This window comes from Methylobacterium sp. AC832 (assembly GCF_979256025.1).
Genome location: NZ_CEEDMV010000006.1, coordinates 140,766 through 165,080 on the forward strand (window position 1 = coordinate 140,766; position 24,315 = coordinate 165,080).

General features: G+C 67.4%; 24 protein-coding genes. 11 read left to right on the plus strand and 13 right to left on the minus strand.

Annotated elements, in window-relative coordinates; translation table 11 throughout:
• Window positions 1-39 precede the first annotated feature (39 nt).
• Window positions 40-1,059, plus strand: coding sequence for a biotin synthase BioB (gene bioB, locus AC0IXR_RS19630; RefSeq protein WP_056423798.1), 1,020 nt, complete (start codon window positions 40-42; stop codon window positions 1,057-1,059).
• 2 nt (window positions 1,060-1,061) lie between these two features.
• On the opposite strand, the gene AC0IXR_RS19635 is transcribed toward bioB, so the two are convergent.
• The 4 genes from AC0IXR_RS19635 to mnmA all read right to left on the minus strand — a co-directional run bounded on the left by AC0IXR_RS19635 (window position 1,062) and on the right by mnmA (window position 5,408).
• Entirely contained in the window at window positions 1,062-2,546 is a 1,485-nt protein-coding gene (locus AC0IXR_RS19635; RefSeq protein ID WP_471761868.1) for a sensor histidine kinase, read from the minus strand.
• A 193-nt stretch (window positions 2,547-2,739) separates the two neighbouring features.
• Window positions 2,740-3,522, minus strand: a complete 783-nt coding sequence (locus AC0IXR_RS19640; protein WP_056423796.1) for a TVP38/TMEM64 family protein — start codon at window positions 3,520-3,522, stop codon at window positions 2,740-2,742.
• A 22-nt stretch (window positions 3,523-3,544) separates the two neighbouring features.
• Window positions 3,545-4,195 carry a class I SAM-dependent methyltransferase gene (locus AC0IXR_RS19645; RefSeq protein ID WP_461233062.1) on the minus strand — a complete coding sequence of 217 codons (651 nt, stop codon included), beginning with the start codon at window positions 4,193-4,195 and terminating at the stop codon, window positions 3,545-3,547.
• A gap of 55 nt (window positions 4,196-4,250) precedes the next feature.
• The gene (gene mnmA, locus AC0IXR_RS19650) at window positions 4,251-5,408 is read right to left on the minus strand and encodes a tRNA 2-thiouridine(34) synthase MnmA (protein WP_056423793.1); all 1,158 of its coding nucleotides are present in this window, start codon (window positions 5,406-5,408) and stop codon (window positions 4,251-4,253) included.
• Window positions 5,409-5,673: 265 nt separating this feature from the next.
• On the opposite strand from mnmA, the gene AC0IXR_RS19655 reads away from it, so the two are divergent.
• The 10 genes from AC0IXR_RS19655 to AC0IXR_RS19700 all read left to right on the plus strand — a co-directional run bounded on the left by AC0IXR_RS19655 (window position 5,674) and on the right by AC0IXR_RS19700 (window position 15,398).
• The gene (locus AC0IXR_RS19655; protein ID WP_471761869.1) at window positions 5,674-7,287 is read left to right on the plus strand and encodes a flagellar hook-length control protein FliK; all 1,614 of its coding nucleotides are present in this window, start codon (window positions 5,674-5,676) and stop codon (window positions 7,285-7,287) included.
• 10 nt (window positions 7,288-7,297) lie between these two features.
• Window positions 7,298-7,978: a flagellar hook assembly protein FlgD gene (locus tag AC0IXR_RS19660; RefSeq protein ID WP_056423787.1), complete on the plus strand. Its 681-nt coding sequence runs from the start codon at window positions 7,298-7,300 to the stop codon at window positions 7,976-7,978.
• A 104-nt stretch (window positions 7,979-8,082) separates the two neighbouring features.
• Window positions 8,083-8,358, plus strand: coding sequence for a CtrA inhibitor SciP (gene sciP / locus AC0IXR_RS19665; RefSeq protein WP_018044452.1), 276 nt, complete (start codon window positions 8,083-8,085; stop codon window positions 8,356-8,358).
• A 249-nt stretch (window positions 8,359-8,607) separates the two neighbouring features.
• Complete coding sequence (gene fliF / locus AC0IXR_RS19670; RefSeq protein ID WP_056424440.1) at window positions 8,608-10,221, plus strand: flagellar basal-body MS-ring/collar protein FliF; 1,614 nt, start codon at window positions 8,608-8,610, stop codon at window positions 10,219-10,221.
• Window positions 10,222-10,276: 55 nt separating this feature from the next.
• Window positions 10,277-11,326, plus strand: coding sequence for a flagellar motor switch protein FliG (fliG, locus tag AC0IXR_RS19675; protein ID WP_056423785.1), 1,050 nt, complete (start codon window positions 10,277-10,279; stop codon window positions 11,324-11,326).
• The gene (locus tag AC0IXR_RS19680; protein WP_471761870.1) at window positions 11,323-11,916 is read left to right on the plus strand and encodes a FliH/SctL family protein; all 594 of its coding nucleotides are present in this window, start codon (window positions 11,323-11,325) and stop codon (window positions 11,914-11,916) included. The genes fliG and AC0IXR_RS19680 overlap by 4 nt, the downstream gene beginning before the upstream one ends.
• Before the next feature lie 45 nt (window positions 11,917-11,961).
• Complete coding sequence (gene fliN, locus AC0IXR_RS19685) at window positions 11,962-12,306, plus strand: flagellar motor switch protein FliN (protein ID WP_056423780.1); 345 nt, start codon at window positions 11,962-11,964, stop codon at window positions 12,304-12,306.
• Between the two features lie 52 nt (window positions 12,307-12,358).
• Entirely contained in the window at window positions 12,359-13,723 is a 1,365-nt protein-coding gene (gene flbD / locus AC0IXR_RS19690) for a sigma-54-dependent transcriptional regulator FlbD (RefSeq protein WP_471761871.1), read from the plus strand.
• A gap of 145 nt (window positions 13,724-13,868) precedes the next feature.
• On the plus strand, window positions 13,869-14,168 hold the full coding sequence (locus AC0IXR_RS19695) for a (2Fe-2S) ferredoxin domain-containing protein (protein ID WP_244478134.1): 300 nt from the start codon (window positions 13,869-13,871) through the stop codon (window positions 14,166-14,168).
• 144 nt (window positions 14,169-14,312) lie between these two features.
• Window positions 14,313-15,398 carry a lysylphosphatidylglycerol synthase domain-containing protein gene (locus AC0IXR_RS19700; protein ID WP_471761906.1) on the plus strand — a complete coding sequence of 362 codons (1,086 nt, stop codon included), beginning with the start codon at window positions 14,313-14,315 and terminating at the stop codon, window positions 15,396-15,398.
• A 7-nt stretch (window positions 15,399-15,405) separates the two neighbouring features.
• Here the strand turns inward: AC0IXR_RS19700 and AC0IXR_RS19705 are convergent, their stop codons facing one another.
• The 9 genes from AC0IXR_RS19705 to fabD form a co-directional block, all read right to left on the minus strand.
• Window positions 15,406-16,212: an SDR family NAD(P)-dependent oxidoreductase gene (locus AC0IXR_RS19705; RefSeq protein WP_471761872.1), complete on the minus strand. Its 807-nt coding sequence runs from the start codon at window positions 16,210-16,212 to the stop codon at window positions 15,406-15,408.
• Between the two features lie 143 nt (window positions 16,213-16,355).
• Complete coding sequence (locus AC0IXR_RS19710) at window positions 16,356-16,745, minus strand: glyoxalase superfamily protein (protein ID WP_471761873.1); 390 nt, start codon at window positions 16,743-16,745, stop codon at window positions 16,356-16,358.
• A 13-nt stretch (window positions 16,746-16,758) separates the two neighbouring features.
• Window positions 16,759-17,412 (minus strand): guanylate kinase, encoded by a 654-nt coding sequence (gene gmk / locus AC0IXR_RS19715; protein ID WP_461233056.1) that lies wholly within the window; start codon window positions 17,410-17,412, stop codon window positions 16,759-16,761.
• Between the two features lie 11 nt (window positions 17,413-17,423).
• On the minus strand, window positions 17,424-18,302 hold the full coding sequence (locus AC0IXR_RS19720) for a YicC/YloC family endoribonuclease (RefSeq protein WP_471761874.1): 879 nt from the start codon (window positions 18,300-18,302) through the stop codon (window positions 17,424-17,426).
• A gap of 262 nt (window positions 18,303-18,564) precedes the next feature.
• Window positions 18,565-19,941, minus strand: coding sequence for an endolytic transglycosylase MltG (mltG, locus tag AC0IXR_RS19725; RefSeq protein ID WP_419952880.1), 1,377 nt, complete (start codon window positions 19,939-19,941; stop codon window positions 18,565-18,567).
• Between the two features lie 637 nt (window positions 19,942-20,578).
• Window positions 20,579-21,838: a beta-ketoacyl-ACP synthase II gene (gene fabF / locus AC0IXR_RS19730; protein WP_471761875.1), complete on the minus strand. Its 1,260-nt coding sequence runs from the start codon at window positions 21,836-21,838 to the stop codon at window positions 20,579-20,581.
• A 93-nt stretch (window positions 21,839-21,931) separates the two neighbouring features.
• A complete protein-coding gene (locus AC0IXR_RS19735; protein ID WP_018044468.1) occupies window positions 21,932-22,168 on the minus strand; it encodes an acyl carrier protein in 237 nt (78 codons plus the stop codon).
• Between the two features lie 292 nt (window positions 22,169-22,460).
• Window positions 22,461-23,201: a 3-oxoacyl-[acyl-carrier-protein] reductase gene (gene fabG / locus AC0IXR_RS19740; protein WP_056423767.1), complete on the minus strand. Its 741-nt coding sequence runs from the start codon at window positions 23,199-23,201 to the stop codon at window positions 22,461-22,463.
• A 14-nt stretch (window positions 23,202-23,215) separates the two neighbouring features.
• Window positions 23,216-24,157 (minus strand): ACP S-malonyltransferase, encoded by a 942-nt coding sequence (fabD, locus tag AC0IXR_RS19745; RefSeq protein WP_471761876.1) that lies wholly within the window; start codon window positions 24,155-24,157, stop codon window positions 23,216-23,218.
• Window positions 24,158-24,315: the final 158 nt, after the last annotated feature.

Here is a 24,315-nt window from a genome sequence, read left to right on the forward strand (position 1 = left end):
CCGGCTTGATTTTCCGGCGAAGATTCGCCTCATGGGGCCATGACTGACACCGTGGCCCCCCTCGCCCCCTTCCCCGCCACCGAGATCCCTGCGATCCGGCACGATTGGACCGTGGCGGAGATCCAGACGATCCACGACCTGCCGCTCCTCGACCTCGTGTTCCGGGCGGCACAGGTCCACCGCGCGCATAACGACCCGGCCGATATCCAGCGCGCCGCCCTGCTGTCGATCAAGACCGGCGCCTGTCCGGAGGATTGCGCCTATTGTCCACAATCGGCGCATCACAAGGGCACCGGCCTGCCGCGTGAGCGCCTGATGGCGGTGGACAAGGTGCTGAAGGAGGCCGCCGCCGCGAAAGCCGCCGGGGCCCATCGTTTCTGCATGGGTGCCGCCTGGCGCCAGCCCAAGGACGGGCCGGAATTCGATGCGGTCCTCTCCATGGTGCGCGGTGTCCGCGGCCTCGGAATGGAAGCCTGCGTCACGCTCGGCATGCTCACCCCGTCCCAGGCCGGGCGCCTCGCCGAGGCCGGGCTGACCTCCTACAACCACAACCTCGATACCGGCCCGGATTTCTACGGCGACATCATCTCGACGCGGACCTACGAGGATCGCCTCAACACCCTTCAGAACGTGCGCGATGCCGGGATCGGCGTCTGCTGCGGCGGCATCGTCGGCATGGGCGAGGGCGTGAAGGACCGCGCGGCGATGCTCCAGGTGCTCGCCAACCACGCCCCCCATCCCGAGAGCGTTCCGATCAACGCCCTGGTGGCCGTCGAGGGGACACCTCTCGAGGACCGTCCGCCCGTGGACCCGCTCGATCTCGTCCGGATGTGCGCCACCGCCCGCATCGTCATGCCGAAGGCGCGTGTGCGTCTCAGCGCCGGCCGCAAGGGGCTCACCCGCGAAGCGCAGATCCTATGCTTCCTCGCCGGCGCGAACTCGATCTTCTACGGTGAGCGTCTTCTCACCACGGCCAATAACGAGACCGACGCCGATGCGGAACTGCTTCGCGACATCGGCATCACCGTGCCGGGCCTGACCCTGGCGGCGGCGGAATAAGCTCAGAGCGAAATTTGCGCGCGGTCCGGGATCACGATCCGGAAGCGCGCACCCACTCCCTCCTGCGTTTGATCCAGGGTGAGACGTCCGCCCTGAAGCTGGATCAACTCGGCGGCGATCGGCAGGCCGAGCCCCGTCCCCCCCGCGCGCATCGACCCCTCGAAGGGCGCGAACAGGTTCGCTCGCGCCCGTTCGGGAAGCCCGGGTCCGTTATCCGAGACGACAACGGTCAGGTTTCCCGAACCCGGCTTACCGTGGCGGCTGGCCTCGATCTCGATGACCGGATCGGGCGCTCCGGCTTTCTCGGCGCCCATGGCCTGCACGGCGTTGCGCACGATGTTGGTGAGCGCGCGCGAGAACTGATCCGGATCGATCTCCACCTCGATATCCGGCTCGCATACGACGCGGATCGTCACGCGTGACGCGTCGTCGAGCCTCGCCAGATCGGACAGTTCGGCCAGCAGCGGTGCGAGCTGGATTGTGCGCCGCTGCGGCATTGCCTCGGTCGCCCGACCATAGGCCAAGGTCTCCTCGCAGAAACGGATCGCCCGGCCGAGCGTGGCGAGGAGGCGGGGGGCGATACGCTCCACCGCCGGGTCGGACACCGTCTCAAGACGGTCTCCGAGCAGCTGGGCGGTGGTGAGGAGGTTGCGCAGCTCGTGGTTGATCTTGCTCACCGACAGGCCAAGCTCGGCGAGGCGGCGCTTCTGGCGTAGCTCGCCCGCGAGCGCCGTCTCCATGCGGGCCAGGGCCACCTCTGCATGGCCGATCTCGTCGGTCCTGCGCGAGGGCGTGATGATGCGGTCGCTCCCCTGGGGATCGTCCGCGAATTCCGTGATGTTGCGGGCGAGGCGCCGAACCGGCCGCACGATGATCCGCTGCAGCATCAGAAAGACGAGGCCGGCCACCGTGGCGGCGATCGCCAGCGACGAGAGCAGCAGACGATCGGCGAAGTCGATCAGCGCCTCGCGCAGGGGCGCCTCGTCGAGCAGGATCTCCACGAGGTCGAACCCGTCCCGCCCATGGCCAATGACCCGGATCGGACCCTGATTCTCGCAGAAGACGGTCCGCCATGCCCCCCCGATGGAGGTGATCCAGTCATGCGAGCGCAGGTCGACATGGCCGGTGACCTCCGACGGCACGGCGTCCACCGCAAGCAGGCGGCGTGTGCCGTCGCCGCGAACCGCGATGGCGCTGGCGCCGACACCCTTCAGAAGATGCCGGGCCAGTTCATCCGAGACATGCTGATCCGGCGAGGCATCGAGGACGAGGGCGGCGATCTGCGCGGCGGCGATCCGGTCCGACAGCCACATGCGCCGGTAATTCGCGACGGTGGGCACGTAGATCAGGATTTCGACGAGGGCGACGAAGGCGATGGTCACGAGGAACAGCCGGCCCGACAGGCCGAGATGTCGGCCGATCCCCGCCCGAGCCTCCGCTGCGACGGGGACAGGTGATTCCATGTCGGCGCGTGGCGTCGCGTCCATCACGGGGTCCCGATCATCCCTGCTCCCGGGTTTCTTTGCTCGTCCCGGTTGCTCTGGCGCGGCACCGGGCCAGCACCGGTATTCCGTTCCCTCGGCGTCGAACGACACATGTCGATCTTGTTGTTTGCATGACGGTTACGCTTCGCGCGCGGCCCCGTCGAGTACCCCCGCAATGGGGATCTGGCGTGAGGGGCTAGGACGGACCCGCGCGTCTGCGGGCGAAGCGGCGTCTCAACGCGATGGAGAGGAGCGCGAAGGCGGCGATCCCGCCGAGGCCCGCGGCTGTCTTGACGGTGACCAGCGACCGCAGGGACAGGGCCTCGTCGCACGCGACGGCGCCGCTCTCCAGGCAGGCCGCTTTGGCGGCTTCGTTGGCCGCGATGACGTCCTCGATCGCCGCTCCGGCCGCCGCATAGACGAAGGCGCCGGGGGCCAGGCCAAGAAACGTGGCGAGCACGAAGGTGCGCAGGGATACGCCGAAGGCCGCCGGGGCGAGGTTGGTCATCCAGAACGGAAAGATCGGCAGGAGCCGCAGGACGAGGATGTAGCCGAACGCGTCGTCGCGAAATCCGGCGGCCAGACGTCCGAGGCGCGGTCCGGCGCGGGTGACGAGAAACTCGGACATCGGACCACGGCCGATGGAGAAGACGATGGCCGCCCCGGTCGTCGCCGAGACGAGAGCGATCCCCGCCCCGGTAGTCGTCCCGAACAGAAAGCCCGACAGGATGGTCAGCACCAGCGAGGCGGGCACGGACACGATCACGCAGCCGATATAGACGAGGCAGGCGATCCCGATGGACCGCAACCGGTCCTCGGCCACCGCCTCCATGAGCGCTGCGCGATAGGACAGCAGGCGGTCCAGGCTGAAGAGATGCGGCGCTCCGGAGACGAGCACACCCAGCGACAGGGCCACCAGGGCGAGGACGGGCAGCCACCGCATGGCGCGTCGGAGCGCGCCGCTCGAGTTGCGTGTCATGTCCCCGCTTCGCCGCGCCGGATCAGCCGGCCTTCCGCATCCTCAGGATCTTGAAGAATCCACCGGGAAAGGTCGGTGAGACGCCGATGAACTCGACGCCGTTGCGCTGAGCCCAGGCCTCGATCCGGGTCGATTTGAACGCCGAGGACCAGCCGATCTTGGTGCAGAGCGGCGCCACGATTTCCTCGACCTTGGCCACGGCCCCCTTGGTCTGGCCGAAATGGTTGGCGAGCACGATCTCTCCGCCCGGCCGCACCACCCGGAGGAATTCCGACAAGGCGGCCTCCGGGTCGGGCACCAGGGTGATCAGGAACTGCGCGACCACGGCATCGAAGCTGGCATCGGCATAGCCGAGACGGCACACATCCATCACTTGAAGACCGCGGACATGGGTGAGCCGGCGGCGGAGTACCTTGGCGCGGGCGCGCTTCAGCATGTCTTCGGAGAGATCGACGCCACAGACGAAACTGCCCGGCGGATAATAGCCGAGCGACAAGCCGGTGCCGACGCCGGCCTCCAGGATGCGCGGCCCGCAGGCGGTGGCGGCCATCACCGCATCGCGCGCGGCAGGCTCGGTCAGCTTGTCGTAGACGACATCGTAGACCGGTGCCCAACGGGCATAGGCCTTGCGCATCAGGGCCGTGCTCGGACCGGCCTGCGGCTCGCTCAGCATATCGTCTCTAGATCCTGCGGATGGGAAGGTTTTGGCTCGGGTCTGCGGGTCGGCGTCAGGCGGCTTGCGCCGCTCCGGCTGCCAACGCGTCGATGCGACGAATGGTGCCGCCGCCGAGCACACGCGAGCGTGGGCCGTCATCGGCATAAATGACGCAGGCCTGGCCCGGAGAGACGCCGTCTTCCGGTGTGGCCAGAACGACCTCGGCGGCTGCCCCGTCCCGATCGACCGTCAGATGCGCGGCGCGTGGCTCCCGGGTCGAGCGGACCCGCACGGCCACAGGCATGTCGACGACCCCGCCAGGGGGCATGCCGCCGAGCCAGTTCAAGTCGTCGAGCCGGATGCGGCTGGTGGCCAGGGCGGAACGCGGACCCACCACCACGCGGGCGGAACCCGGCTCCAGGCGGATCACGTAGAGCGGCTCTCCGACGGCGAGGCGAAGGCCCTTCCGCTGCCCGATCGTGTAATGGATGATGCCCTCATGCTGGCCGAGCACGCGGCCTTCGAGATCGACGATGTCGCCGGCGCGCGCCGCATCCGGCCGCAGCTTGGCGATGACGTCGGCGTAGCGCCCCTGGGGCACGAAGCAGATGTCCTGGCTGTCGGCCTTCTCGGCAATGGCGAGGCCGAGTTCACGGGCGAGGCGACGGGTCTCGTCCTTCGGCATTTCGCCCAGGGGGAAACGTAGGAAATCGAGCTGCTCGGCTGTGGTGGCGTAAAGGAAGTAGCTCTGGTCGCGGGCCGGATCCAGGGCGCGGTAGAGGCCGCGCCCGCCGGCTTCGAGGGGGCGACTGGCCACGTAATGGCCGGTCGCCAGCACGTCGGCATCGAGGTCGCGGGCGGTGGCCAGAAGATCGCGGAACTTGATCGAGCGGTTGCACTCGACGCAGGGGATCGGCGTCTCGCCGGCCAGATAGCTCTCGGCGAAACGGTCGATCACCGATTCCCGGAAGCGGTCCTCGTAATCGAGGACGTAGTGCGGGATGCCGAGCGTCTCGGCGACCCGGCGCGCATCGTGGATGTCCTGGCCCGCGCAGCAGGCACCCTTGCGATGGACCGCCGCCCCATGGTCGTAGAGCTGCAGCGTGATCCCAACGACATCGTAGCCCTGTTGGCTGAGCAGGCCTGCCACCACGGAGGAATCCACGCCGCCGGACATGGCGACGACGACGCGTGTCTCGTGCGGGGCCTTGGGGAGGTCGAGGGAGTTCATCACGTCACGGGTTCGCCGGCAGGCCGCAGCGCCCGCATATGCGAAGTCTATAGCGATCCTGAGGTCGAACTTCCAGGCACGCGCGAGGCGGGGCTCGCATACCGGAGCACTGAACCCGGCAAATCCTGCCGGGACGGGGACGATTTCGCCGGGTCGCGTCGGTAAGATTCAAAAGCGGGAAAAAATTTGGTTGTTAGAACAACGGGTTGTGGTGTGTAAATCGTGGCTCGAAGTTTGCGCGGTGGGGGCGAGGAGATGACGCCCCATGGCCACCACGTCGATCAGCGGAGAAAAGGGCGTGCGGTTGGCGAGCGCGGTCGCCGCGCGTCCCGCCGCGCTTCATTCGACCGCTTCGGATGGCCTCGAACGCTTTAGCATTCCCGTGGAAGGGCCCGCCCCGTCCGCGATACCGGTCTTACGCGGAGCGGCAGAGCCGAAGGCGGCGACCCGCGACGGTGGAGCAGCCAAACCTGTCGCTACGGCGTCGCTGGGTTCGGCGATCGCGCAATCCGCCTTGCCGATCTCGGATCTGGTCCGGTTGGCAAAGGCTACGATCCCGTCGTCACAGCCTTCGACAGACAGTGCCGCAGGACAGATGGCGGATGCGGCCGAGACAGGACTGCCGCGAGCCCGAGAGGACGAGGATCCGGCGACGCCGCCGAGCGAGGCCGGCCTTGGCGGTTTCCCGTGGCTGAGCGAGCAGCAGACCAATGTTGTCGCCAAGCCAGCTCAAATGCCGCAGCAAGGTGGCAAGGCAGGCTTGCCGATCATCGACGGCGCCGAACCTTCGCCCGTGCAGGCTCGTCAGGGGCAGGTCCCGGACGCTCCGCCGGGTCAAGCCTTGCTGCCCATTGCGGGAAACGGTCGTCTGTCCGCCTCCCGGGTTCAGACCGGAAGTGCCTTACCTTCCTCGACCTTGCCTCCCTCGACAATGGTACAGGCGGCCGCGACCGCTCCGGTTCAGGCCATCGTCTCTGAGCCTGCGGAGGCCAACCCGATCACGACGGCGGATGAGCCGAGCGAGGACGTGGCGGTCCCAGCGGACGGTATGGTGCCCAATGCGACCGGCATGATGACTCTCGCCTTCGCTCCGCCCGAATCCGTCGCGCCTCCGCCCGCGGCGAACGCCCCCGCGATGGCGACACAGGCCGGTGCCGCGCCCCCTCCGAACACTGGCGAAATCGTTTCACACGGCATCGGTGCTGCGAGAGCCCCCGATGGTCGCCTTGCCGCCCTCCCCGCACTCGGAACCGACCGCTCGGCTTCTTCCGAGCGCGAGACCATATCGGTCAAGGCTTTCGATGAGTTCGCCTCCGGTTCGGCAATGGCCTCCGGCGATCTCGCTTCAGCCCCAGCCACGCCGTTCGGCCCTGCGCCGGCGGCCCCGCTTCCCGCGCCCGCGCTTGATCCCGCCGCCATCCTCCCCCAGGCCCAAGCTGTGCCGGTGCCCCTCGGCGCGGTGGCGATGACCATTGGGCTGCGGTCGTTGGCCGGGTCCAACCGTTTCGAGATCAGCCTCGATCCCAAGGATCTCGGACGGATCGACGTGAATCTCGACATCGACAAGGACAACGGCACGGTCACTGCGCATCTCACGGTCGATCGGCCGGAGACCCTGGCCCTGCTGCAACGCGATGTCGGCAACCTGCAACAGGCCCTGTCACAGGCGGGTTTCGACGCGGGTGAGGTCGGCATCAATCTGTCCCTGCGCAGCGACACCGGCTCCACCGGGGGCAACGGCGCCGAGCGGGATGGCGGGGGCAGCCGTGACGGCCGTTCCGGCAACGGCGGCTCCGACCTGAAAGAACAACGCCTTCCCAACGACGCCGTGCCGCTGCGAATGCTGCGCGGTCTCGGCGGTCTCGACATCCGAATCTGAGGACACTGCCATGACATCGGGCATCACCGGAGCTTCGAGCAGCTCCTCCATCACGAACCCGAATACCGCCACCGGCGCTTCGCAGGAGATCGCCGGTAATTTCCAGCAGTTCCTGACCCTGCTGACGACACAGCTGAAGAACCAGAATCCGATGGACCCGCTGGACACCAACCAGTTCACGCAGCAGCTCGTGCAATATGCCGGCGTCGAGCAACAGCTGAAGTCGAACGACCGGTTGGACTCGATCCTCAACAATGCGAAGGCGTCCAGCGCCGCCGCAGCGACCGGTTTCATCGGTCAGAGCGTGACGGCGGACGGGCGGGTCGCCAACCTGAAGGATGGTTCGGCGGTCTGGACGCTGACCCCGGCGCGGGCCGCCAAACAGGCGACGATGACGATCAGCGATGCCAAGGGCAACGTGGTGGCGACACAGTCGAAGGCGCTGACCGCGGGTGCGCAGACTTTCGCCTGGGACGGTCGATCCACCTCGGGTTTCACCTCCGCAAACGGCAGCTACTCGATCAAGATCGATGCCTTCGACGCCACTGGTGCACAGGTTAGCGTCGATACGCAGGTTGCCGGAAAAGTCGATGGCGTCGATCTCAGCGGTACAGAACCGGTGCTGCTGATTGGCAATTCGCGGCTGCCGATATCGAGCGTTCAGAACATCGGAGCCGGGTTGTCCACATGATCGTGGAAAAAACGAATCAGATGCAATCGATCCGCTTCAACATATCTTAAGCGGGCGCAAGTACCTTCCTGGCTCGACAGGTCAGTCGAGTTGTAGAGCGTATCATGACCGAACCAAGCCGCCCGAGAGTCAAATACGTCATCGGGCCAGATGGCAGTCCGTTGACCATTGCCGATCTTCCGCCGACCACGACCAGACGGTGGGTTATCCGCCGGAAGGCGGAAGTCGTCGCAGCCGTACGTGGCGGACTTCTCAGTCTCGAGGAAGCCTGCCAGCGCTATACCCTTACCACCGAGGAATTCCTGAGCTGGCAGTTCTCCATCGACCAGCACGGTCTCGCCGGATTGCGTACAACCCGCATCCAGCATTACCGCCACTGAGGTCAATGGAGTTCGGCGTCCGCTCCGGATGCCGAGACAATGCCTCGGACCACCGTCGATCCACGAAAGAACCGCGCCCCCTCAAGGGCGCGGTTCTTTCGTTACAGGGACCGCCGCGGCAGGACCGAGCCACACCCTTTTTTCATTCGTTAAGACAATCGTTAACCGAACGCTAACCACGGCCTGGGCAAATTTTGCCGAGTGAGCGCGGCCCTTCCGTCGCTCCGGTTCGGGTGGGTACGTCGCGTCGTGAAGTCGGTTCTCGAACTGGTGACGAAGTTGGGACCGGCACGGCTCGCGGCCATGGCGGCCGTGACGCTGACGTTGATCGGCTTCTTCGCCTTCGTCATCCTGCGCGTCTCGAAGCCCGATATGGGTGTCCTTTTCGCCGACCTGTCGATGCAGGATTCGGGCGCCGTGATCCGCGACCTCGATGCGCGCGGCATCAAATACGAAACACGGGGCGATGCCGGCCAGACCATCATGGCGCCTCGGGCCGACCTGCCGCGCCTGCGGATGGACCTTGCCGGCAAGGGTCTGCCCAGCGCCTCCGGCGTCGGCTACGAGATCTTCGACAAGGGCGATGCGTTCTCGTCGACCAATTTCGTTCAGAACGTCAATCATTTGCGCGCGCTCGAGGGCGAGCTCGCACGCTCGATCCGGGCCATCGGCCGGGTCCAGGCGGCGCGCGTGCACCTCGTCATACCGGAGCGCCGCCTGTTCGAGCGCGACCGCGAATTGCCGAGCGCCGCCATCGTGCTCAAGCTCGTCGGCGACATGGACCCGTCCCAGGTCCGCGCCATCCGTCACCTCGCCGCCTCGGCGGTGGAAGGCCTGAAGCCGGAGCGGATCTCCATCGTCGACGAGCGCGGCCGCCTGCTGGCGGACGGGGCACGGGGTGCTGAGGCCGAGACCGGCGCCGGTATGGAGGAGAAGCAGGTCGGCCTCGAGCGCCGTCTGCGGTCCCAGATCGAAGAGATCGTGGCCGGTATCGTCGGCACGGGTCGCTCGCGGGTGCAGGTCACCGCGGAGCTCGACCGGAACCGCATAGAGAGCCGTTCGGAGACCTTCGATCCAGAGAGCAAAGTCATCCGTTCGACCCAGACCCGCAGCGAAAGCGCGCTCACCGGGGGGACAGAGGGCGCCGTGACGGTCGGCAACGAATTGCCGGGCGCCAACCAGCCGACACCGAATCCCAACTCGAAGGATTCCACGAAGAAGGACGAGGAGACCACGAATTACGAGATCTCCCGCGTCACCAAGACGGTGGTCGAGGAAGGCGGACGTCTGAAGCGCCTGTCCGTGGCGGTCCTCGTCGACGGCGCCTACGTGCCGGGGGCCGATGGACGGCCCGTCTATCAGCCGCGCCCCGCCAACGACATCGAGCGGATTGCCACCCTGGTCCGCACCGCCATCGGATACGACAAGGACCGGGGTGACCAGGTCGAGGTGGTCAACCTGCGTTTTGCCGAAACGCCCGCTCCCGTCGAGTTCACCGAGCCGTCGCTGATCCAGTCGTTCCTGGCGCCGTCCAAGGAAGACGTCATGCGGATGGTCGAACTCTCCGTGCTTCTGATCCTGACCGTGATCGTCCTCATGGCCGTGGTCCGTCCCCTTCTACGCCGCGTCCTCGCCTCGGAGCCCGCCCAGGCCATCCTGATGGCGGGTCCGGCACTGGCCGGCGGCGAGCCGGGCCCCGACCAGGTCCTGGTGGCACGCGACAACCCCACCGCCCGCCTCGTCGACTTCGCGCAGCTGAACGGCAAGGTCCAGGCGGAGACCGTCCAACGGGTGGTGGACATGGTCCGCGGCAGTCCGAGCGAGACGGTAGAGGTCCTGCGCAACTGGATCCACGACAGTTGAGCGGGTGGGCGATGGTCTTCGAAACGGCAGCCACAACGGTGAAGAGGAGTGAGGCATGTCCTCGGGGTTGAGCGTCATCCCGGATCAGGAACTCGGCAAGGCGGGCTTGAACGCCATGACCGGCGCCCAGCGCGCGGCTGCGCTCCTCCTGCTCCTCGGCGAGACGGAGGGCGCGCCGATCTGGCAGATGCTCGACGAGGAAGAGGTCAAGATGGTCTCGCACGCCATGGTCCAGCTCGGATCATTAGAGGCGGAGACCGTCGAGAGGCTGATCGTGGATTTCGTCTCGCGGCTCTCCTCGGGCGGCGGCATCACCTCGAACTACGAGCGCACCGAATCGCTGCTTCTCAAGATCTTTCCCACCGAGCAGGTCTCGGCGATCATGGCGGAGATCAAAGGCGCTTCGGGCAAGCGGGTCTGGGCGAGCCTGACGCAGATCGACCCCGAGATCCTCGCCTCGTTCCTGCGCAACGAATACCCGCAGACGGTGTCCGTCGTGCTGTCGAAGGTGCGGCCGGATTACGCCGCCAAGGTCCTGACGATCCTGCCCGAGGATTTCGCCATCGACGTCCTCAACCGCATGCTGCGGATGGAGACCGTGCAGAAGGAAGCCCTGCGCCATATCGAGGAGACCTTGCGCGTCGAGTTCGTCTCGACCATCGCGCAGACCACGCGGCGCGACGCCCATGAACTGATGGCGGACGTGTTCAACGCCTTCGACCGCCAGACCGAGGGCCGGTTCCTCGCGGCCCTGGACCAGGCCAATCGCGGCTCGGCCAAGAAGATCCGCCAGCTCATGTTCACCTTCGAGGATCTGCTGAAGCTCGATGCGGGCAGCGTGCAGACGCTGTTGCGCAAGGTCGACACCGATACCCTGTGCCGCGCGCTCAAGGGCGCCGACGAGCGCGTGCGCAACTTCTTCCTCAAGAACATGTCCACCCGCGCGGCCAAGAACATCAACGACGAGATGGGCTCGCTGGGGCCGATTCGGCTCAAGGACGTCGATGAGGCGCAAGCCAAGATGACCGAGCTCGCCAAGGAACTGGCCGAGAAGGGTGAGATCATGATCGCCAAGTCCAGTGGCGAAGAGGAGCTGGTCTATTGAACGCCCGCCGGTTCCTGTTCGACACCGATTTCCGGCCGCGCGAGGGCGCGACCGTCTCGCCGAAGGAAGCGGCGGCCCTGGCCGAGGCCGTGGCACAGGCCCATGCGAGGGGTGTCCAGGAAGGGCGCGCCCAGGCCGAGGCCCAGGCCCAGGCTCGCATGGCGGATGCCCTCACCCGCGTCGGCCTCGCCGCCGCCGGCCTCATCGGCCAGGCGGATTCGCGGGACGCGGCGCGCGAGGAGGAGGCCATGGCCTTCGCCGTATCCCTGGCGCGTCGTATCGCCGGCGATGCCCTCGATGCCCATCCGCTGGCGGCGATCGGCGACGCGGCGCGGGCCGCCATGCAGCACCTGCGCGGCGTGCCGCATCTCGTCGTGCGCGTGAACGACAGGCTGGTGGACGAAGTCGAAGCGCTGGTGAAGAGCCTCGCCCGCGAGCGCGGCTTCGAAGGGCGTCTGATCGTCCTCGGGGAGCCCGATCTCGCCCCCGGCGATGCCCGCATGGAATGGGCCGATGGCGGGGTGGTGCGTGACCGTGCCCGTATCGAGGCCGCCGTGCTCGAAGCCATCGGCCATCCTCTCGAATCCTGATCCGTCGACGACCCCCCCTGTAACGCGCGACTTTGAAAGATCCTGATGGCCGACGATTTCAGCCTGCCGCTTCTCAATGGCGGCGACGCGTCCTTCGACGGGCTCGGCTCCGAATCGATTCGTGAGGCGCCCACCACCCCGAAAAGCGCCGCCGATCTCGAACAGGTCTTCGATGTCCCGGTCATGGTCTCGGCCGTGCTGGGGTCGTCCCGCATGCCCATCGGCGACCTGCTGCGGCTGCAGCCCGGCGCGGTGCTGGAACTCGACCGCAAGGTCGGCGAGGCCATCGACATCTTCGTCAACAACCGCCTCGTCGCGCGCGGGGAGGTCGTCCTCGTGGAGGAGCGCCTCGGCGTGACGATGACCGAGATCATCAAGAGCGACCACTGATCCCGCCCGCCGCGCTGCTGCGCGAGGCTCCACCGACACAGGATACTAGACCATGCGGCTCCTCATCATCGGACGCTTGAGCGGCGAACTCGTCACCGCCTCGAAGATCGCCATGAGTCGCGGCGCGGCCGTGACCCATGCGGACGGGGTGGCGCAGGGTCTCGCCGTGCTGCGCGCCAAGGGCGCCGACCTCGTCATGATCGATGTGGGCCAGCCGATCCGCGAACTCGTGACCGCGCTCGCCGACGAGCGCATCCGCACCCCGGTGGTCGCCTGCGGCGTCGCCACCGATGCCAAGGCGGCCGTGGCCGCGATCCAGGCGGGTGCCCGCGAATACATTCCCCTGCCGCCCGATCCGGAATTGATCGCCGCCGTGTTGCAGGCGGTCTCCGAGGACGGACGCGCTTTCGTCTGGCGTGACGCCTCCATGGAGCGGGTGGTGAAGCTCGCCGAGCAGGTCGCACGGTCGGAAGCCTCGGTGCTGATCACCGGCGAGAGCGGCACCGGTAAGGAGGTGCTCGCCCGGCACGTCCATATGAAGTCGACCCGTTCGAGCCGGCCCTTCGTCTCGGTCAACTGCGCCGCGATCCCGGAAGCTCTGCTCGAATCCGAACTGTTCGGCCACGAGAAGGGCGCCTTCACCGGCGCCGTCGCCCGCCGGATCGGCCGGTTCGAGGAAGCCAATGGCGGCACGCTGCTGCTCGACGAAATCTCCGAGATGGATGTCCGCCTGCAATCGAAACTGCTGCGCGCGCTGCAGGAGCGAGTGATCGATCGGGTCGGCGGCACGCCCCCCGTGAAGGTCGATATCCGGGTGCTCGCCACCTCCAACCGCAACCTCATCGACGAGGTCCGCAAGGGCACGTTCCGCGAGGATCTGTTCTACCGCCTCAACGTCGTGCACCTGCGCCTGCCGCCGCTGCGCGAGCGCCCGGCCGACATCCTCGAGCTGGCCTCCCACTTCGCCAAGAAATACGCCGAGGTGAACGGCGTGCCGGTCCGTGTCCTGAGCCGCGAGGCGCAGGCGATCATTCGTGAGAATCCGTGGCGCGGGAACGTGCGCGAACTCGAGAACACCCTCCACAGGGCGGTCCTGCTGGCGACGGGCCCAGAGATCGACGCCGACGCGATCTCCACCCCGGAGGGCGAATCCTTCGCCCGTTCTGCCGGGCCGGTGGAACGCGCCGCCCAGGTCGCCGAGGCCGCCACCCGTGGCCTCGTGGGGCGGACGGTGGCTCAGGTGGAATGCGAGCTGATCCTCGACACGCTCGACCATTGCCTCGGCAACCGTACCCATGCCGCCAAGATTCTCGGCATCTCGATCCGCACCCTGCGCAACAAACTCAATGAATATGTCGATGCCGGCATCAGCGTCGCCGAGCCCGGCAGTGTCCGGGCCGTGGCGGCCTACGGCTGAACGGCGCGGAGCCGGCGAGGCGACACGCCCCGTTGCCGCCCCTCCCCCCCATGGTTAGGTGTGGCGGCGGCGGCGCCCACTCCCCTCGGCGCGCCGGATGTGGAACGGGCACCCGGATTTGGCAAAGCACGACAAGGACACAACCGTGCGGACGGCGAAGTCGGGTTATTCCGACATTGTCCTGGTCTGCGCGAAATGCACCAAGCGCGTCGGCCTGAAGAAGGACGAGATCCGGGGGCGGCTCAAGCGGGAGGCGAAAAGGCGCGGCCTCGGCGGGATGACCCGCGTGGTGTCCACGGGCTGCCTCGGCCCCTGCCCGAAGCGGTTCGTGGCGGTGGCGACCTCCTTCAGCCTCTCGCGCAACCGCATCGTGCTGATTGATCCCGAGGGTAATGCCGAGCAGGCCCTCGATACGGTCTATCCGCCCGCCCGCCGGTCCGAATGAAGCGATCTCCGATTTCGGCCCCAATGCCGCTTTAGGGCGGATCCGGGATCAATTTGGGTGGCAGACTTTGCGCCGGATGCGGTGCCCGCCGAGCAGAAGAGGATCGTCGCCCTTGGCGCTCGTCCATTCCACAGAGTTGTACCGGTGACGCGCCGGGTCGTGGCGCCTCCTCCCGCCCGTACGGGCGCCGTGAGGCACGTCCTGCGATACCTGCCCGTCCTGGGGACGGTACTCGGCCTCGTCCTGGCGATCTGGCTGGTGGCGACCCACGATATCGCCTCGGTGACGGATGCCTTCGGGCGGATCGGGATCGTCGGGCTCGCCGGCATCGTGCTGATGCGCGTCGTCATCCTGTCGCTCTGCGGTCTTGCCTGGGAGCGGGTGCTGCACCGGCTCGCTGCCACCGCCGAGGCGGGAGCGTTCCTCATCCTCCGTTTCGTGCGGGACGGGATCAACGTGCTCCTTCCGGTGGCCTCCGTCGGCGGTGACGTCGTCGGCGGGCGCCTCCTCACCTTCTGGGGGGTCCCGGGCAAACTCGCCGCGGCCTCGATCCTGGTGGACATGCTGATCCAAGTCGGCACGCAGGCCCTCTTCGTGCTCATCGGCGTCGCGCTACTGATGCAGATGGAAGGCGAGTCCGCCGCGTCCCTCGCGGCTTGGGCCCTGCGGGCGCTCGGCGTCACCGCCATCGTGCTCACAGCCTTCTTCGTCTCTCAGCGCAGTCCGCTCATCCGGGGTGTCGAGCGCCGCATCGCCGAGCTCGCCCGTCGCTTCCTGCGCGACCAAGAGGAGGCCGTCCCCGGCTCGGCGCCTGCCGATGCGGGCGTGCATGGCGCTCTCGACACGGTCTGGGCCCCGAAGCGCTGGCCCCTGCTACTCCAAGGCGTCGTCCTGCACCTCCTCGCCTGGATGCTCGGTGCCACTGAGATCTGGATCGCGCTGACGTGTATGGGCGTGGGGGGCGTGGGGGGCGTGGGCCTCGCCGAAGTCATCATCATCGAGGCCTTGAGCCAGGCCATTAAATCGGCGGCCTTCCCGGTGCCCAGCGGATTAGGGGTTCAGGAAGGCGGGTTCGTTCTGGTTGGCGGCCTGTTCGGCATCGACCCCGGCACCGCCATCGCCCTGTCGCTTGCCAAGCGCGTGCCGGACGTGGTGCTCGGCCTGCCCTCCCTGATCCTGTGGCAGACCCTCGAGGCCCGCCGCGCCACGATCCTGCCGCCGCGCGGCTGAACCCTTTTCAGGTCGAGATCGTCGCGACCGATCCGCCATCGACGCGCAGATTGGCGCCGGTGACGAAGCTCGCCTGTTCGGAGCAAAGGAAGGCCACGGCCGCCGCCACCTCCTCCGCCCGTCCCCGGCGCTTGGCCACCATGCCGGGGCGCTCCTCGTGGAGGAAGCTCGCGATCGCCTCATCGAAGGAGGTCCCCTTCTCCTCGGCGCGCTTCTTCATCATAGCGTCGGTCATCGGTGTGGCGATGAAGGCAGGGGAGACGGTGTTCACCAGAACGCCTTCCGGCCCGTAGGCCTTAGAGAGACCCTTGGCGAGGCTGAGGATTCCGGCCTTCGCTGCGCAATAGGGCAGTTCCTCGACATAGGGCTGCACCGCGTCTTCGGAGGCGAACAGGACGATCCGCCCCCACCCGGCCTCGCGCATGCTGGGGATGAAAGCGCGTGTCACCCGCACCGCCGCCATCAGGTCGGTCTGGATCGTCTCCAGCCAATCCTCGTCGGTCAGGTCGAGGAAGTCGCCCGTAGCCCCGGTGATGCCGGCGGCATTCACCAGGATGGTCGGGGCCGCACCGAAGGCCTCGCGCGCCTTAATCGCCAGCGCTTCGACATCGGCCGGCTGTGTCAGATCGGCGACCACCGCCACAATGGTACCGAGGCCGGACAGTGCGGTGGCCGCTTTCTCCAAGGCCTCCGCGACCTTATCGCTGAGGATGACCTTTGCTCCCTCCTTCAGGAGCAGCTCGGCCGTGGCGTAGCCGATGCCGGAATCGCCCCCGGTGACGACGGCGACCCGTCCCTCGATCCCGAAATCCATTGCTCGCTCCGCTGGCCACGTGGGTCCGACCGGGGCGACACGTTTTCCGGCCGGTCATGTGCGGGCCAACCCTGACCGGGCCGGGGGTGTTCCGGGCTACGCGACTGTGACGGATCGGGCGAGCGTCCGGCGACCGCGGTGACCTACGGCTCCGCAGGATCTTCGCAGAAACGCAGGGTGTTGCCGAAAGGGTCGGTCACCGTCATCACCAGCCCCCAGGGCAGGTTCTCGACGCCCGGCTTGGCATGGACGTAGTTCCGAGCGCTGAGTTCCGCCTGGAAGGCGTGAATGCCCGCCATCCGCACGAAGGTCGTGGAGCCCGGCGTCGCATCGCCGTGATGGCCGCTGAGATGCAGGATGAGACCGGCGCGCGAGACCTGGGCGTAGAGCGGAAAGTCGTCGCTGAAGCGATGCTCCCAATCGAGGCCGAAGCCGAGGAAGTCGACATAGAACTCGCGCGCCTTCGCCTCGTCGAAGATGCGCAGGATCGGGCAGGTCTGGTCGAAGCGGATGGTCCGGTCGGGTGTCGACATCGGGCTCGGCTCCTCAGGCGATCCTGTCGGGCTCGGCCAGAAGCCCGTCGACGAAATCCGACAGGCCGGTGTTGCGGGCGCGCTTGAGGCGCTCGGCGGTAAGGATGCCTTTCAGCGAGTGGAAAGCATCGTCGAGGTCGTCGTTCACGAGGACGTAATCGTACTCGTTCCAGCGCTGGATCTCGACGCGGGAATTGGCGAGGCGCTTCTCGATGGTCTCCGGCGAATCCTCGGCCCGGCGCTCGAGGCGGTGTCGCAACTCTGCGAGGCTCGGCGGCAGGATGAACACCGTCACCACGTCGTCCGCGAGCTTCGCCCTCACCTGCCGCGTGCCTTGGTAGTCGATGTCGAAGATCATGTCTCGGCCGGCGCCGAGCACCTTCTCCACCGGGCGGCGCGGCGTGCCGTAGAAATTGCCGTGGACCTCGGCCCATTCGAGCAGGTTGTCGGCGCCGCGCAGGGCGTCGAAGGCCTCACGGTCGATGAAATTGTAGTGCTTGCCGTCGATCTCGGAGGGTCGGCGCTGTCGCGTCGTCACCGAAATCGAGAGATCGAGCCCCCATTTCGGGTCGCTGGCGACCGCGCGCGTCAGCGTGGTCTTCCCCGCTCCCGAGGGCGAGGACAGGATGAGGATGAACCCGCGCCGCCCGATCGTCGTGGCCTGCATGTCCGAAAAACCTACTCGACGTTCTGAACCTGTTCGCGGAATTGCTCCACCACGGCCTTCAAGTCGAGTCCGATCCGCGACAACGCGATGTCTCCGGCCTTCGCGCAGAGGGTATTCGCCTCGCGGCCGAGCTCCTGGGCCAGGAAATCGAGCTTGCGGCCGATGGCGCCGCCCTTAGCCAGCAACTCGCCGACACTGTCGAGATGGGCGCTCAGACGGTCGAGTTCTTCGCGTACGTCGGCTTTCGCGGCGATGAGGACGGCCTCCTGGTGCAGACGGCCGGGATCGAGCCCGCCGGCCTCCATCAAGGCGGCGATGCTCGCGGACAGCCGCGCCTTCACCGCCTCGGGCTGGCGCCCGGGGCAGGCCTCGGCGGCTTGGCGGAGGCGGGACATGGCGACGAGCTGCCCCTCGATGATGGCGCGCAGCTGGCGCCCCTCGGCGCGGCGCGCTTCCACGAGGTCGGCGACGAGCCGGACCACGCCCTCGGCGAGGTCATGGGCGAGGCTGTCCGCTTCCACCGCCGGCTCTTCGTCGGATTCGATGACGCCGCGGATGCCGAGCAATCCGTCGAGGGAGGCCGGGGCGAGCCCTTCCGGGCGCGGCACGCGCGCCGTGGCGGCGGCGAGCTCGGCCAGCAGGGTTTCGTTGATCCGCACCCGCGCCTTGGCCTCGGGCCGGGTGAGGTTGAGCGAAAGCTGGCACTGACCCCGCGTCAGGGTCTTCTGCAGGGCGGTACGGGCAACCTCGCCCACCGCCTCCAGGCCGTTGGGCACGCGCAGGCGCACGTCGAGGCCGCGCCCGTTCACGCTGCGGACCTCCCAGGCCCATTGCACCGGGCCGGTGGTGCCGGTGGTGCGGGCAAAGCCCGTCATGCTGGAGAGGATCATGGTCGAGAGCCGTGGTCGAGAAAGGCGGTCGGTCGCCGAGTTTCCCCTCTCCCCGCCGGGCGGGGAGAGGCCTGTCGGCACCTCGTCGTGCCGACAGGAAGCGCAGGCGAAGCCGGAGCGGCGGTGAGGGGGTACATCCGGACGAGCCTCTTCCGGCTCCGTCCCCTCACTTTCGGCTGCCGCCTCGCCGCGCCGACAACGGGGTCGTCGCGGCCCTCTTCCCGCGAGCGGGGAGAGGGTATGCGCGCGGCGGGCGTGCGCCTCATTGCGGCTTCAGCGCCGGGACGCTTTTGGCCGAGTTGAGGTCGAAGGTCTTGTTGCGCAGCGGGTCGAGCTTGGTGCCCTCCGACGCGTCGAAGGCTTTCGGCCGCGGAGCCGACGGGTCGGGGGCGCCGCCGGCGAAGTTCGTGCCCTCCGGCGCATAGGCGGAGGCCCGGCCCGGCACGCTCGACGGATCGGCCGGAGGATCGGCTTTGTCCACGGGGGCGGCGTCGGTGGGCACCTCCTTGCGGGCGCGCTCCACCTGGCGCCAGCGGGCGACGTTGCGCGAATGGCCTTCCAGGCTGTCCGCGAAGGCGTGGCCGCCGGTGCCGTCGGCGACGAAGTAGAGGTCCTTGGTGCGCGACGGGTTGGCGACGGCTTCGAGCGCGGCGCGGCCCGGATTGGCGATCGGCCCCGGCGGCAGCCCTTCGATGACGTAGGTGTTGTAGGGCGTGGCCCGGTCGATCTCCGAGCGCTGGATGCCACGGCCGAGCGTGCCGCGTCCGCCTACCAGACCGTACACGATGGTGGGGTCCGATTGCAGCTTCATCCGCTTGTTGAGGCGGTTCACGAACACCCCGGCGACGCGAGGGCGCTCGTCGGCCCGGCCGGTCTCCTTCTCGACGATGGAGGCCAGGGTCACCATCTCGGCCGGGGTCTTCACCGGGATCTCGGCCGAGCGGCGCAGCCAGATCTGGTTGAGCACCTCGCGCTGCTTGGCGCGCATCAGGTTGACGATCTGCTGACGGGTGGCGCCGCGCTCGAACTTGTAGGTGTCGGGCAGGAGCGAGCCCTCGGGCGGGATCTCGTTGATGTCGCCGGTGAGGATGTCGTTCTCGTTGAGACGCACCACGATCTGTTCGGAGGTCAGCCCCTCGGGGAAGGTGATGGCGTGCTGCACTTGCCGGCCGGTGGACAGGGTTTCGATCGTGTCGCCGATGCTGGCATGAGCCTTGAACGTGTACTCGCCGGCCTTCAGCGCCTTGCCGGAGAAGCGGGAGGCCCATTCGAACAGGGCGGTGTGGCTTATGACGCCCTCCCGGCTCAGAGCCTCGGCGATCTCGGAGGTGCCGCTGCGCGGCGGGATGACCACGACCTTGTCGGCGGCGAGCGGGCCGGGCTCGCGGATCTGCCGGTCGAACAGCGTCACGCCGATCATCGCCGCGATGGCCAGGATGACGGCGGCGGTGAGCAGGCCGCTGATTGTGCTGAGCAACCCGCCGCGCTCGCGCACCGGACGGTCCGGCGGGGGCGGCGCGGCCGTGGGCTTGATCGCCTCGCTGGGGCTGCGCGGCGACGCGCGGTTCAGCTGTGCCGGCTCTTCGGAGGGGACCGGAAACGGCGCCGGGTCCGGATTTTTGCGCTTGCGGAAGAACATGGACATCCTGTTCGGGCCTCGCCTCTCGCCAACCTCTTCTCGGCCCGACGATGCGGTCGTCGTGTTGTCATGTCCGACCGGGGGCCATGCGTGCCACGAGTCTCAGGCAATGAGGTGCCGGTGCATGGGTGGACCTCCCGGATGGAGACCACAGGTTCCGTGCGTCAAACCTGACTACACCCGGGCGGCCGGGTTATACGAGACGGAGTGAACCGGTTTTGTGGCAAAAAGGCGTATTACCGCTCCATCGTCACGGCCCCGCCCCCGTTGCCAACAGCCCTTTTGCGTGAACCTCACGAGGCGTTCGAGGAAGGCCCCCGCCTGCCGCTCGAGCAGGCGATACGAGGCCGGGGCGATCAGGATCTTCGCCGTGAGCGAGATGACGAGGTTAGGGAGCAGGTGGAGCGAGGAGGATGCATCACCGCTGATCTAGGACGCGCGCAATAACGAAAGCTACCATGCGGGAGTAGACTTTCGCCCACGGGCGACTGGTTTCGGCTTTGCCGTCCGTTTCCGACGAATGTCGCTATCGATGGAAAACAAGACTTTCGGCTGGGGACCAACGGGTCAAACTGCATTGGCCCTTACTGGGTCCGCCGTCCCTCTTCCCGATCTTGCCGGTGACAGCCTTCCGCCGTCAGACCCGCCGCATCACCAGCGACGCATTCGTCCCGCCAAATCCAAAAGAATTCGACAGCACGACATCCACCTGCTTGCGCTTGGCTTCATGCGGCACGAGGTCGATGGCCGTTTCCACCGACGGTGTGTCGAGGTTCAGCGTCGGCGGCATCACGCCATCGCGGATGGTGAGGATCGAGAAGATCGCCTCGATGGCGCCAGCCGCGCCCAAGAGATGCCCTACAGCCGATTTGGTGGAGGACATGGCGGCTTTGGACGCGTTGTCGCCGAGCAGACGCTCGACGGCCTTGAGCTCGAGCTCGTCGCCCATCGGCGTCGAGGTGCCGTGCGCGTTGATGTAGTCGATGTCGCCAGCCGAGATGCCGGCGCGTTTCACGGCGGCGCTCATGCAGCGGAAGGCGCCGTCGCCGTCCGGGGCCGGCGACGTGATGTGGTAGGCGTCGCCCGTGAGGCCGTAGCCGACCACCTCGGCATAGATCCGAGCGCCGCGCGCCTTGGCGTGCTCGTATTCCTCCAACACCACCACGCCGGCGCCTTCGCCCATGACGAAGCCGTCGCGGTCCTTGTCATAGGGGCGCGAAGCTTTGGTTGGCTGGTCGTTGAAACCTGTGGAGAGGGCGCGGCAGGCGGCGAAGCCCGCGAGCGCGAGGCGGTTCACCGGAGATTCGGCACCACCCGCCACCATGACGTCGGCATCGCCGAACTGGATCAGCCGGGCCGCGTCGCCGATGGCATGGGCGCCGGTGGAACAGGCGGTAACCACCGCGTGATTCGGCCCCTTGAGCCCGTGCGCGATCGAGACCTGGCCCGAGGCGAGGTTGATGATGCGGCCGGGAATGAAGAACGGCGAGATCCGCCGGGGCCCCTTGTCGTGCAGGGTCACGGAGGCGTCGTAGATGCCACCGATCCCGCCGATGCCGGAGCCGATCATCACGCCGGTGGCGCATTGATCCTCGTGGGACTTCGGATGCCATCCGGCATCGTCGAGCGCCTGGCCGGCGGCGGCCATGGCGTAGACGATGAACGGATCGACCTTGCGCTGCTCCTTCGCCTCCATCCACCGGTCGGGATTGAAGGTGCCGTCGCTGCCGTCTCCGAACGGGACCGAACAGGCGATGCGGCAGGCGAGATCGGACACGTCGAAGGCTGTCACCTGCGACGCTCCGCTATCTCCCGCGATCAACCGGCTCCAGGTGGTCTCGACGTCGCTTCCCAGCGGCGTCACCATGCCTAAGCCCGTCACCACAACCCGACGCATCGCGTTATCCCGAACCGGTCCCGTCATCATCATTCCAAACGGCGCACGGGGCGATCGAGCCCCGCTTGTCGATGCGCCTTTTGCCCCTCGCGCTTAGGCGGAGTTCTTCTCAAGGAACTTCACGGCGTCGCCGACCGTCTGGATGGTCTCGGCGGCATCGTCGGGGATCTCGACGTTGAACTCTTCCTCGAACGCCATCACGAGCTCGACGGTGTCGAGGCTGTCGGCGCCGAGATCATCGATGAAGTTTGCGCCCTCGACTACCTTTTCCGGCTCAACGCCGAGGTGCTCGACAACGATCTTCTTCACGCGCTCAGCGATATCGCTCATCGTTCTTGGTCCTTAGCTATTCGATCGTGATGGTGAAGGCGCCGTGGCCGCCATCCCGCTTGTGAGGATTTTGAAGGCGGCCGGTGTCCGATCGCGCGTGGCCTTGAGAACCCGCAACACGCAGAACCGTCAACCCCCCTCGCACGGCAGCCGGGGTGGTAGCACAGGGTTTTCGTGCTGGCGAGGGGCGGTTCACAAACCGTTCATCGCTGTGGCTTTTTCGAGCGAAGGAACACTTATTTTTCGTGTGCAGTGCAGCAAAGTGCTCTGTGTCAAGGCAATAAAAGACGCCTCAATACATCGCCATGCCGCCATTCACGTGCAAGGTCTGGCCGGTGACATAGCCGGCCTCGGCGGAGGCGAGATAGACGGCTGCCGCGCCGATCTCGTCCCCGGTGCCCAGGCGGTTCATGGGCACGCGGGTGAGAATTCCCTCACGTTGCTTCTCGTTGAGCACATCCGTCATCGGCGAGGTGATGAAGCCCGGCGCGATGCAGTTGACGGTGAGGTTGCGGGTGGCGACCTCGGCGGCCAGGGCCTTGGTCATGCCGACGAGGCCGGCCTTGGCGGCGGCATAGTTCACCTGGCCGGGATTGCCGGTGGCGCCCACGACGGACCCCACATTGATGATACGGCCGTTCCGCCGCTTCATCATGCCTTTCACCGCCGCCCGAGAGAGCCGGAACGCCGCGGTGAGGTTCACGGCGATCACCGCATCCCACTCGTCGTCCTTCATCCGCAGCATGAGGTTGTCGCGGGTGATGCCGGCATTGTTGACGAGGATGTCGAGGCCGCCCATCGCGGCCTCGGCCGCCGGCACCAGGGCCTCGACGGCATCCTTGTCCGACAGGTTGCCGGGCACGAGGTGGACGCGCTCGCCGCCGAGTTCGGCGGACAGGGCTTCCAGCGCCTCGGGGCGGGTGCCGGAAATGGCGACGATGGCACCCTGCGCGTGGAGCGCCTTGGCGATGGCGCCGCCGAGGCCGCCGGTCGCGCCGGTGACGAGAGCCTTGCGGCCGGTCAGGTCGAACATGGGCAATCCTGTTGTCAGCTGAGCGTCGGGAAGGCGGCGACGTCGTCGGGCGTGCCGACGGGAGCCGCGGTGGAGCCGGAAGCGATCCGCTTGACGAGGCCGGTGAGCACCTTGCCGCTGCCGATCTCGTAGAACTGGTCGATGCCGGCGGCCGCCATGGCCTCGACGCATTCGCGCCAGCGCACGGTGCCGGTCACCTGCGCGACGAGGGCCTGCCGGATGGCGGCGGGCTCGACGACCGGCGAGGCCAGCACGTTGGAATAGACCGGGACCAGGGGGGCCTTCATGGCCACGCGGGTCAAGGCATCCTGCATGGCCTCGGCGGCCGGCGACATCATCGAACAGTGGAACGGGGCGGAGACGTTGAGCATCACCACACGCTTGATGCCGCGCGCCTGGGCAATCGCCACCGCGCGCTCCACCGCGGCCTTCCCGCCCGAGAGCACCACCTGCCCGGCGCCGTTGTCGTTGGCGACGTCGCAGACATCTCCTTCGGCGGCTTCCGAGGCGATGGACAGGGCCAGCTCGGCATCGGCGCCGATCAGGGCGGCCATGGCCCCTGCCCCCGGCGCGACCGCGCCCTGCATCGCCTCGCCGCGAATGCGCAGGAGCCGGGCGGTATCGGAGATCGTGAACGTCCCGGCGGCGGCGAGCGCTGTGTATTCGCCGAGCGAGTGGCCGGCTACCGCCGCCACGTCGCGAACGAGATCGAGGCCGCGTGTCGCCTGGAGCACGCGCACGACCGCGAGGCTCGCCGCCATCAGGGCGGGCTGCGCGTTGGCGGTGAGGGTCAGTTCCTCCGTCGGTCCCTCGAACATCAGCGTCGAGAGGGACTGGCCCAGGGCCTCGTCCACCTCATCGAAGACGGCTTTCGCCTGGGGGAAGGATTCCGCCAGGGCCCGGCCCATGCCGACGGCCTGACTGCCCTGGCCGGGAAAGATGAATGCGCGCGCCATGTTCGTCGAAATCCTTTGCCACGTCGTCGCACGGGAAAGGGCGGCGCAGTCGCACCGTGTGCAGCAAGTGTCAACACGAGCGGAGACGAAGCGACGGACGAATACCGGTCTCGACCGGGGTTGAGACCGCGATGTCGGTAATAAAGCCGCGCTTTTTC

Coding starts and splice junctions, on each gene's coding strand:
- bioB (WP_056423798.1), top strand. CDS start 40: ATGACTGACACCGTGGCCCCCCTCGCCCCCTTCCCCGCCACCGAGATC.
- AC0IXR_RS19635 (WP_471761868.1), bottom strand. CDS start 2,546: ATGGACGCGACGCCACGCGCCGACATGGAATCACCTGTCCCCGTCGCA.
- AC0IXR_RS19640 (WP_056423796.1), bottom strand. CDS start 3,522: ATGACACGCAACTCGAGCGGCGCGCTCCGACGCGCCATGCGGTGGCTG.
- AC0IXR_RS19645 (WP_461233062.1), bottom strand. CDS start 4,195: ATGCTGAGCGAGCCGCAGGCCGGTCCGAGCACGGCCCTGATGCGCAAG.
- mnmA (WP_056423793.1), bottom strand. CDS start 5,408: ATGAACTCCCTCGACCTCCCCAAGGCCCCGCACGAGACACGCGTCGTC.
- AC0IXR_RS19655 (WP_471761869.1), top strand. CDS start 5,674: ATGGCCACCACGTCGATCAGCGGAGAAAAGGGCGTGCGGTTGGCGAGC.
- AC0IXR_RS19660 (WP_056423787.1), top strand. CDS start 7,298: ATGACATCGGGCATCACCGGAGCTTCGAGCAGCTCCTCCATCACGAAC.
- sciP (WP_018044452.1), top strand. CDS start 8,083: ATGACCGAACCAAGCCGCCCGAGAGTCAAATACGTCATCGGGCCAGAT.
- fliG (WP_056423785.1), top strand. CDS start 10,277: ATGTCCTCGGGGTTGAGCGTCATCCCGGATCAGGAACTCGGCAAGGCG.
- fliN (WP_056423780.1), top strand. CDS start 11,962: ATGGCCGACGATTTCAGCCTGCCGCTTCTCAATGGCGGCGACGCGTCC.
- flbD (WP_471761871.1), top strand. CDS start 12,359: ATGCGGCTCCTCATCATCGGACGCTTGAGCGGCGAACTCGTCACCGCC.
- AC0IXR_RS19705 (WP_471761872.1), bottom strand. CDS start 16,212: ATGGATTTCGGGATCGAGGGACGGGTCGCCGTCGTCACCGGGGGCGAT.
- AC0IXR_RS19710 (WP_471761873.1), bottom strand. CDS start 16,745: ATGTCGACACCCGACCGGACCATCCGCTTCGACCAGACCTGCCCGATC.
- gmk (WP_461233056.1), bottom strand. CDS start 17,412: ATGCAGGCCACGACGATCGGGCGGCGCGGGTTCATCCTCATCCTGTCC.
- AC0IXR_RS19720 (WP_471761874.1), bottom strand. CDS start 18,302: ATGATCCTCTCCAGCATGACGGGCTTTGCCCGCACCACCGGCACCACC.
- mltG (WP_419952880.1), bottom strand. CDS start 19,941: ATGTTCTTCCGCAAGCGCAAAAATCCGGACCCGGCGCCGTTTCCGGTC.
- fabF (WP_471761875.1), bottom strand. CDS start 21,838: ATGCGTCGGGTTGTGGTGACGGGCTTAGGCATGGTGACGCCGCTGGGA.
- AC0IXR_RS19735 (WP_018044468.1), bottom strand. CDS start 22,168: ATGAGCGATATCGCTGAGCGCGTGAAGAAGATCGTTGTCGAGCACCTC.
- fabG (WP_056423767.1), bottom strand. CDS start 23,201: ATGTTCGACCTGACCGGCCGCAAGGCTCTCGTCACCGGCGCGACCGGC.
- fabD (WP_471761876.1), bottom strand. CDS start 24,157: ATGGCGCGCGCATTCATCTTTCCCGGCCAGGGCAGTCAGGCCGTCGGC.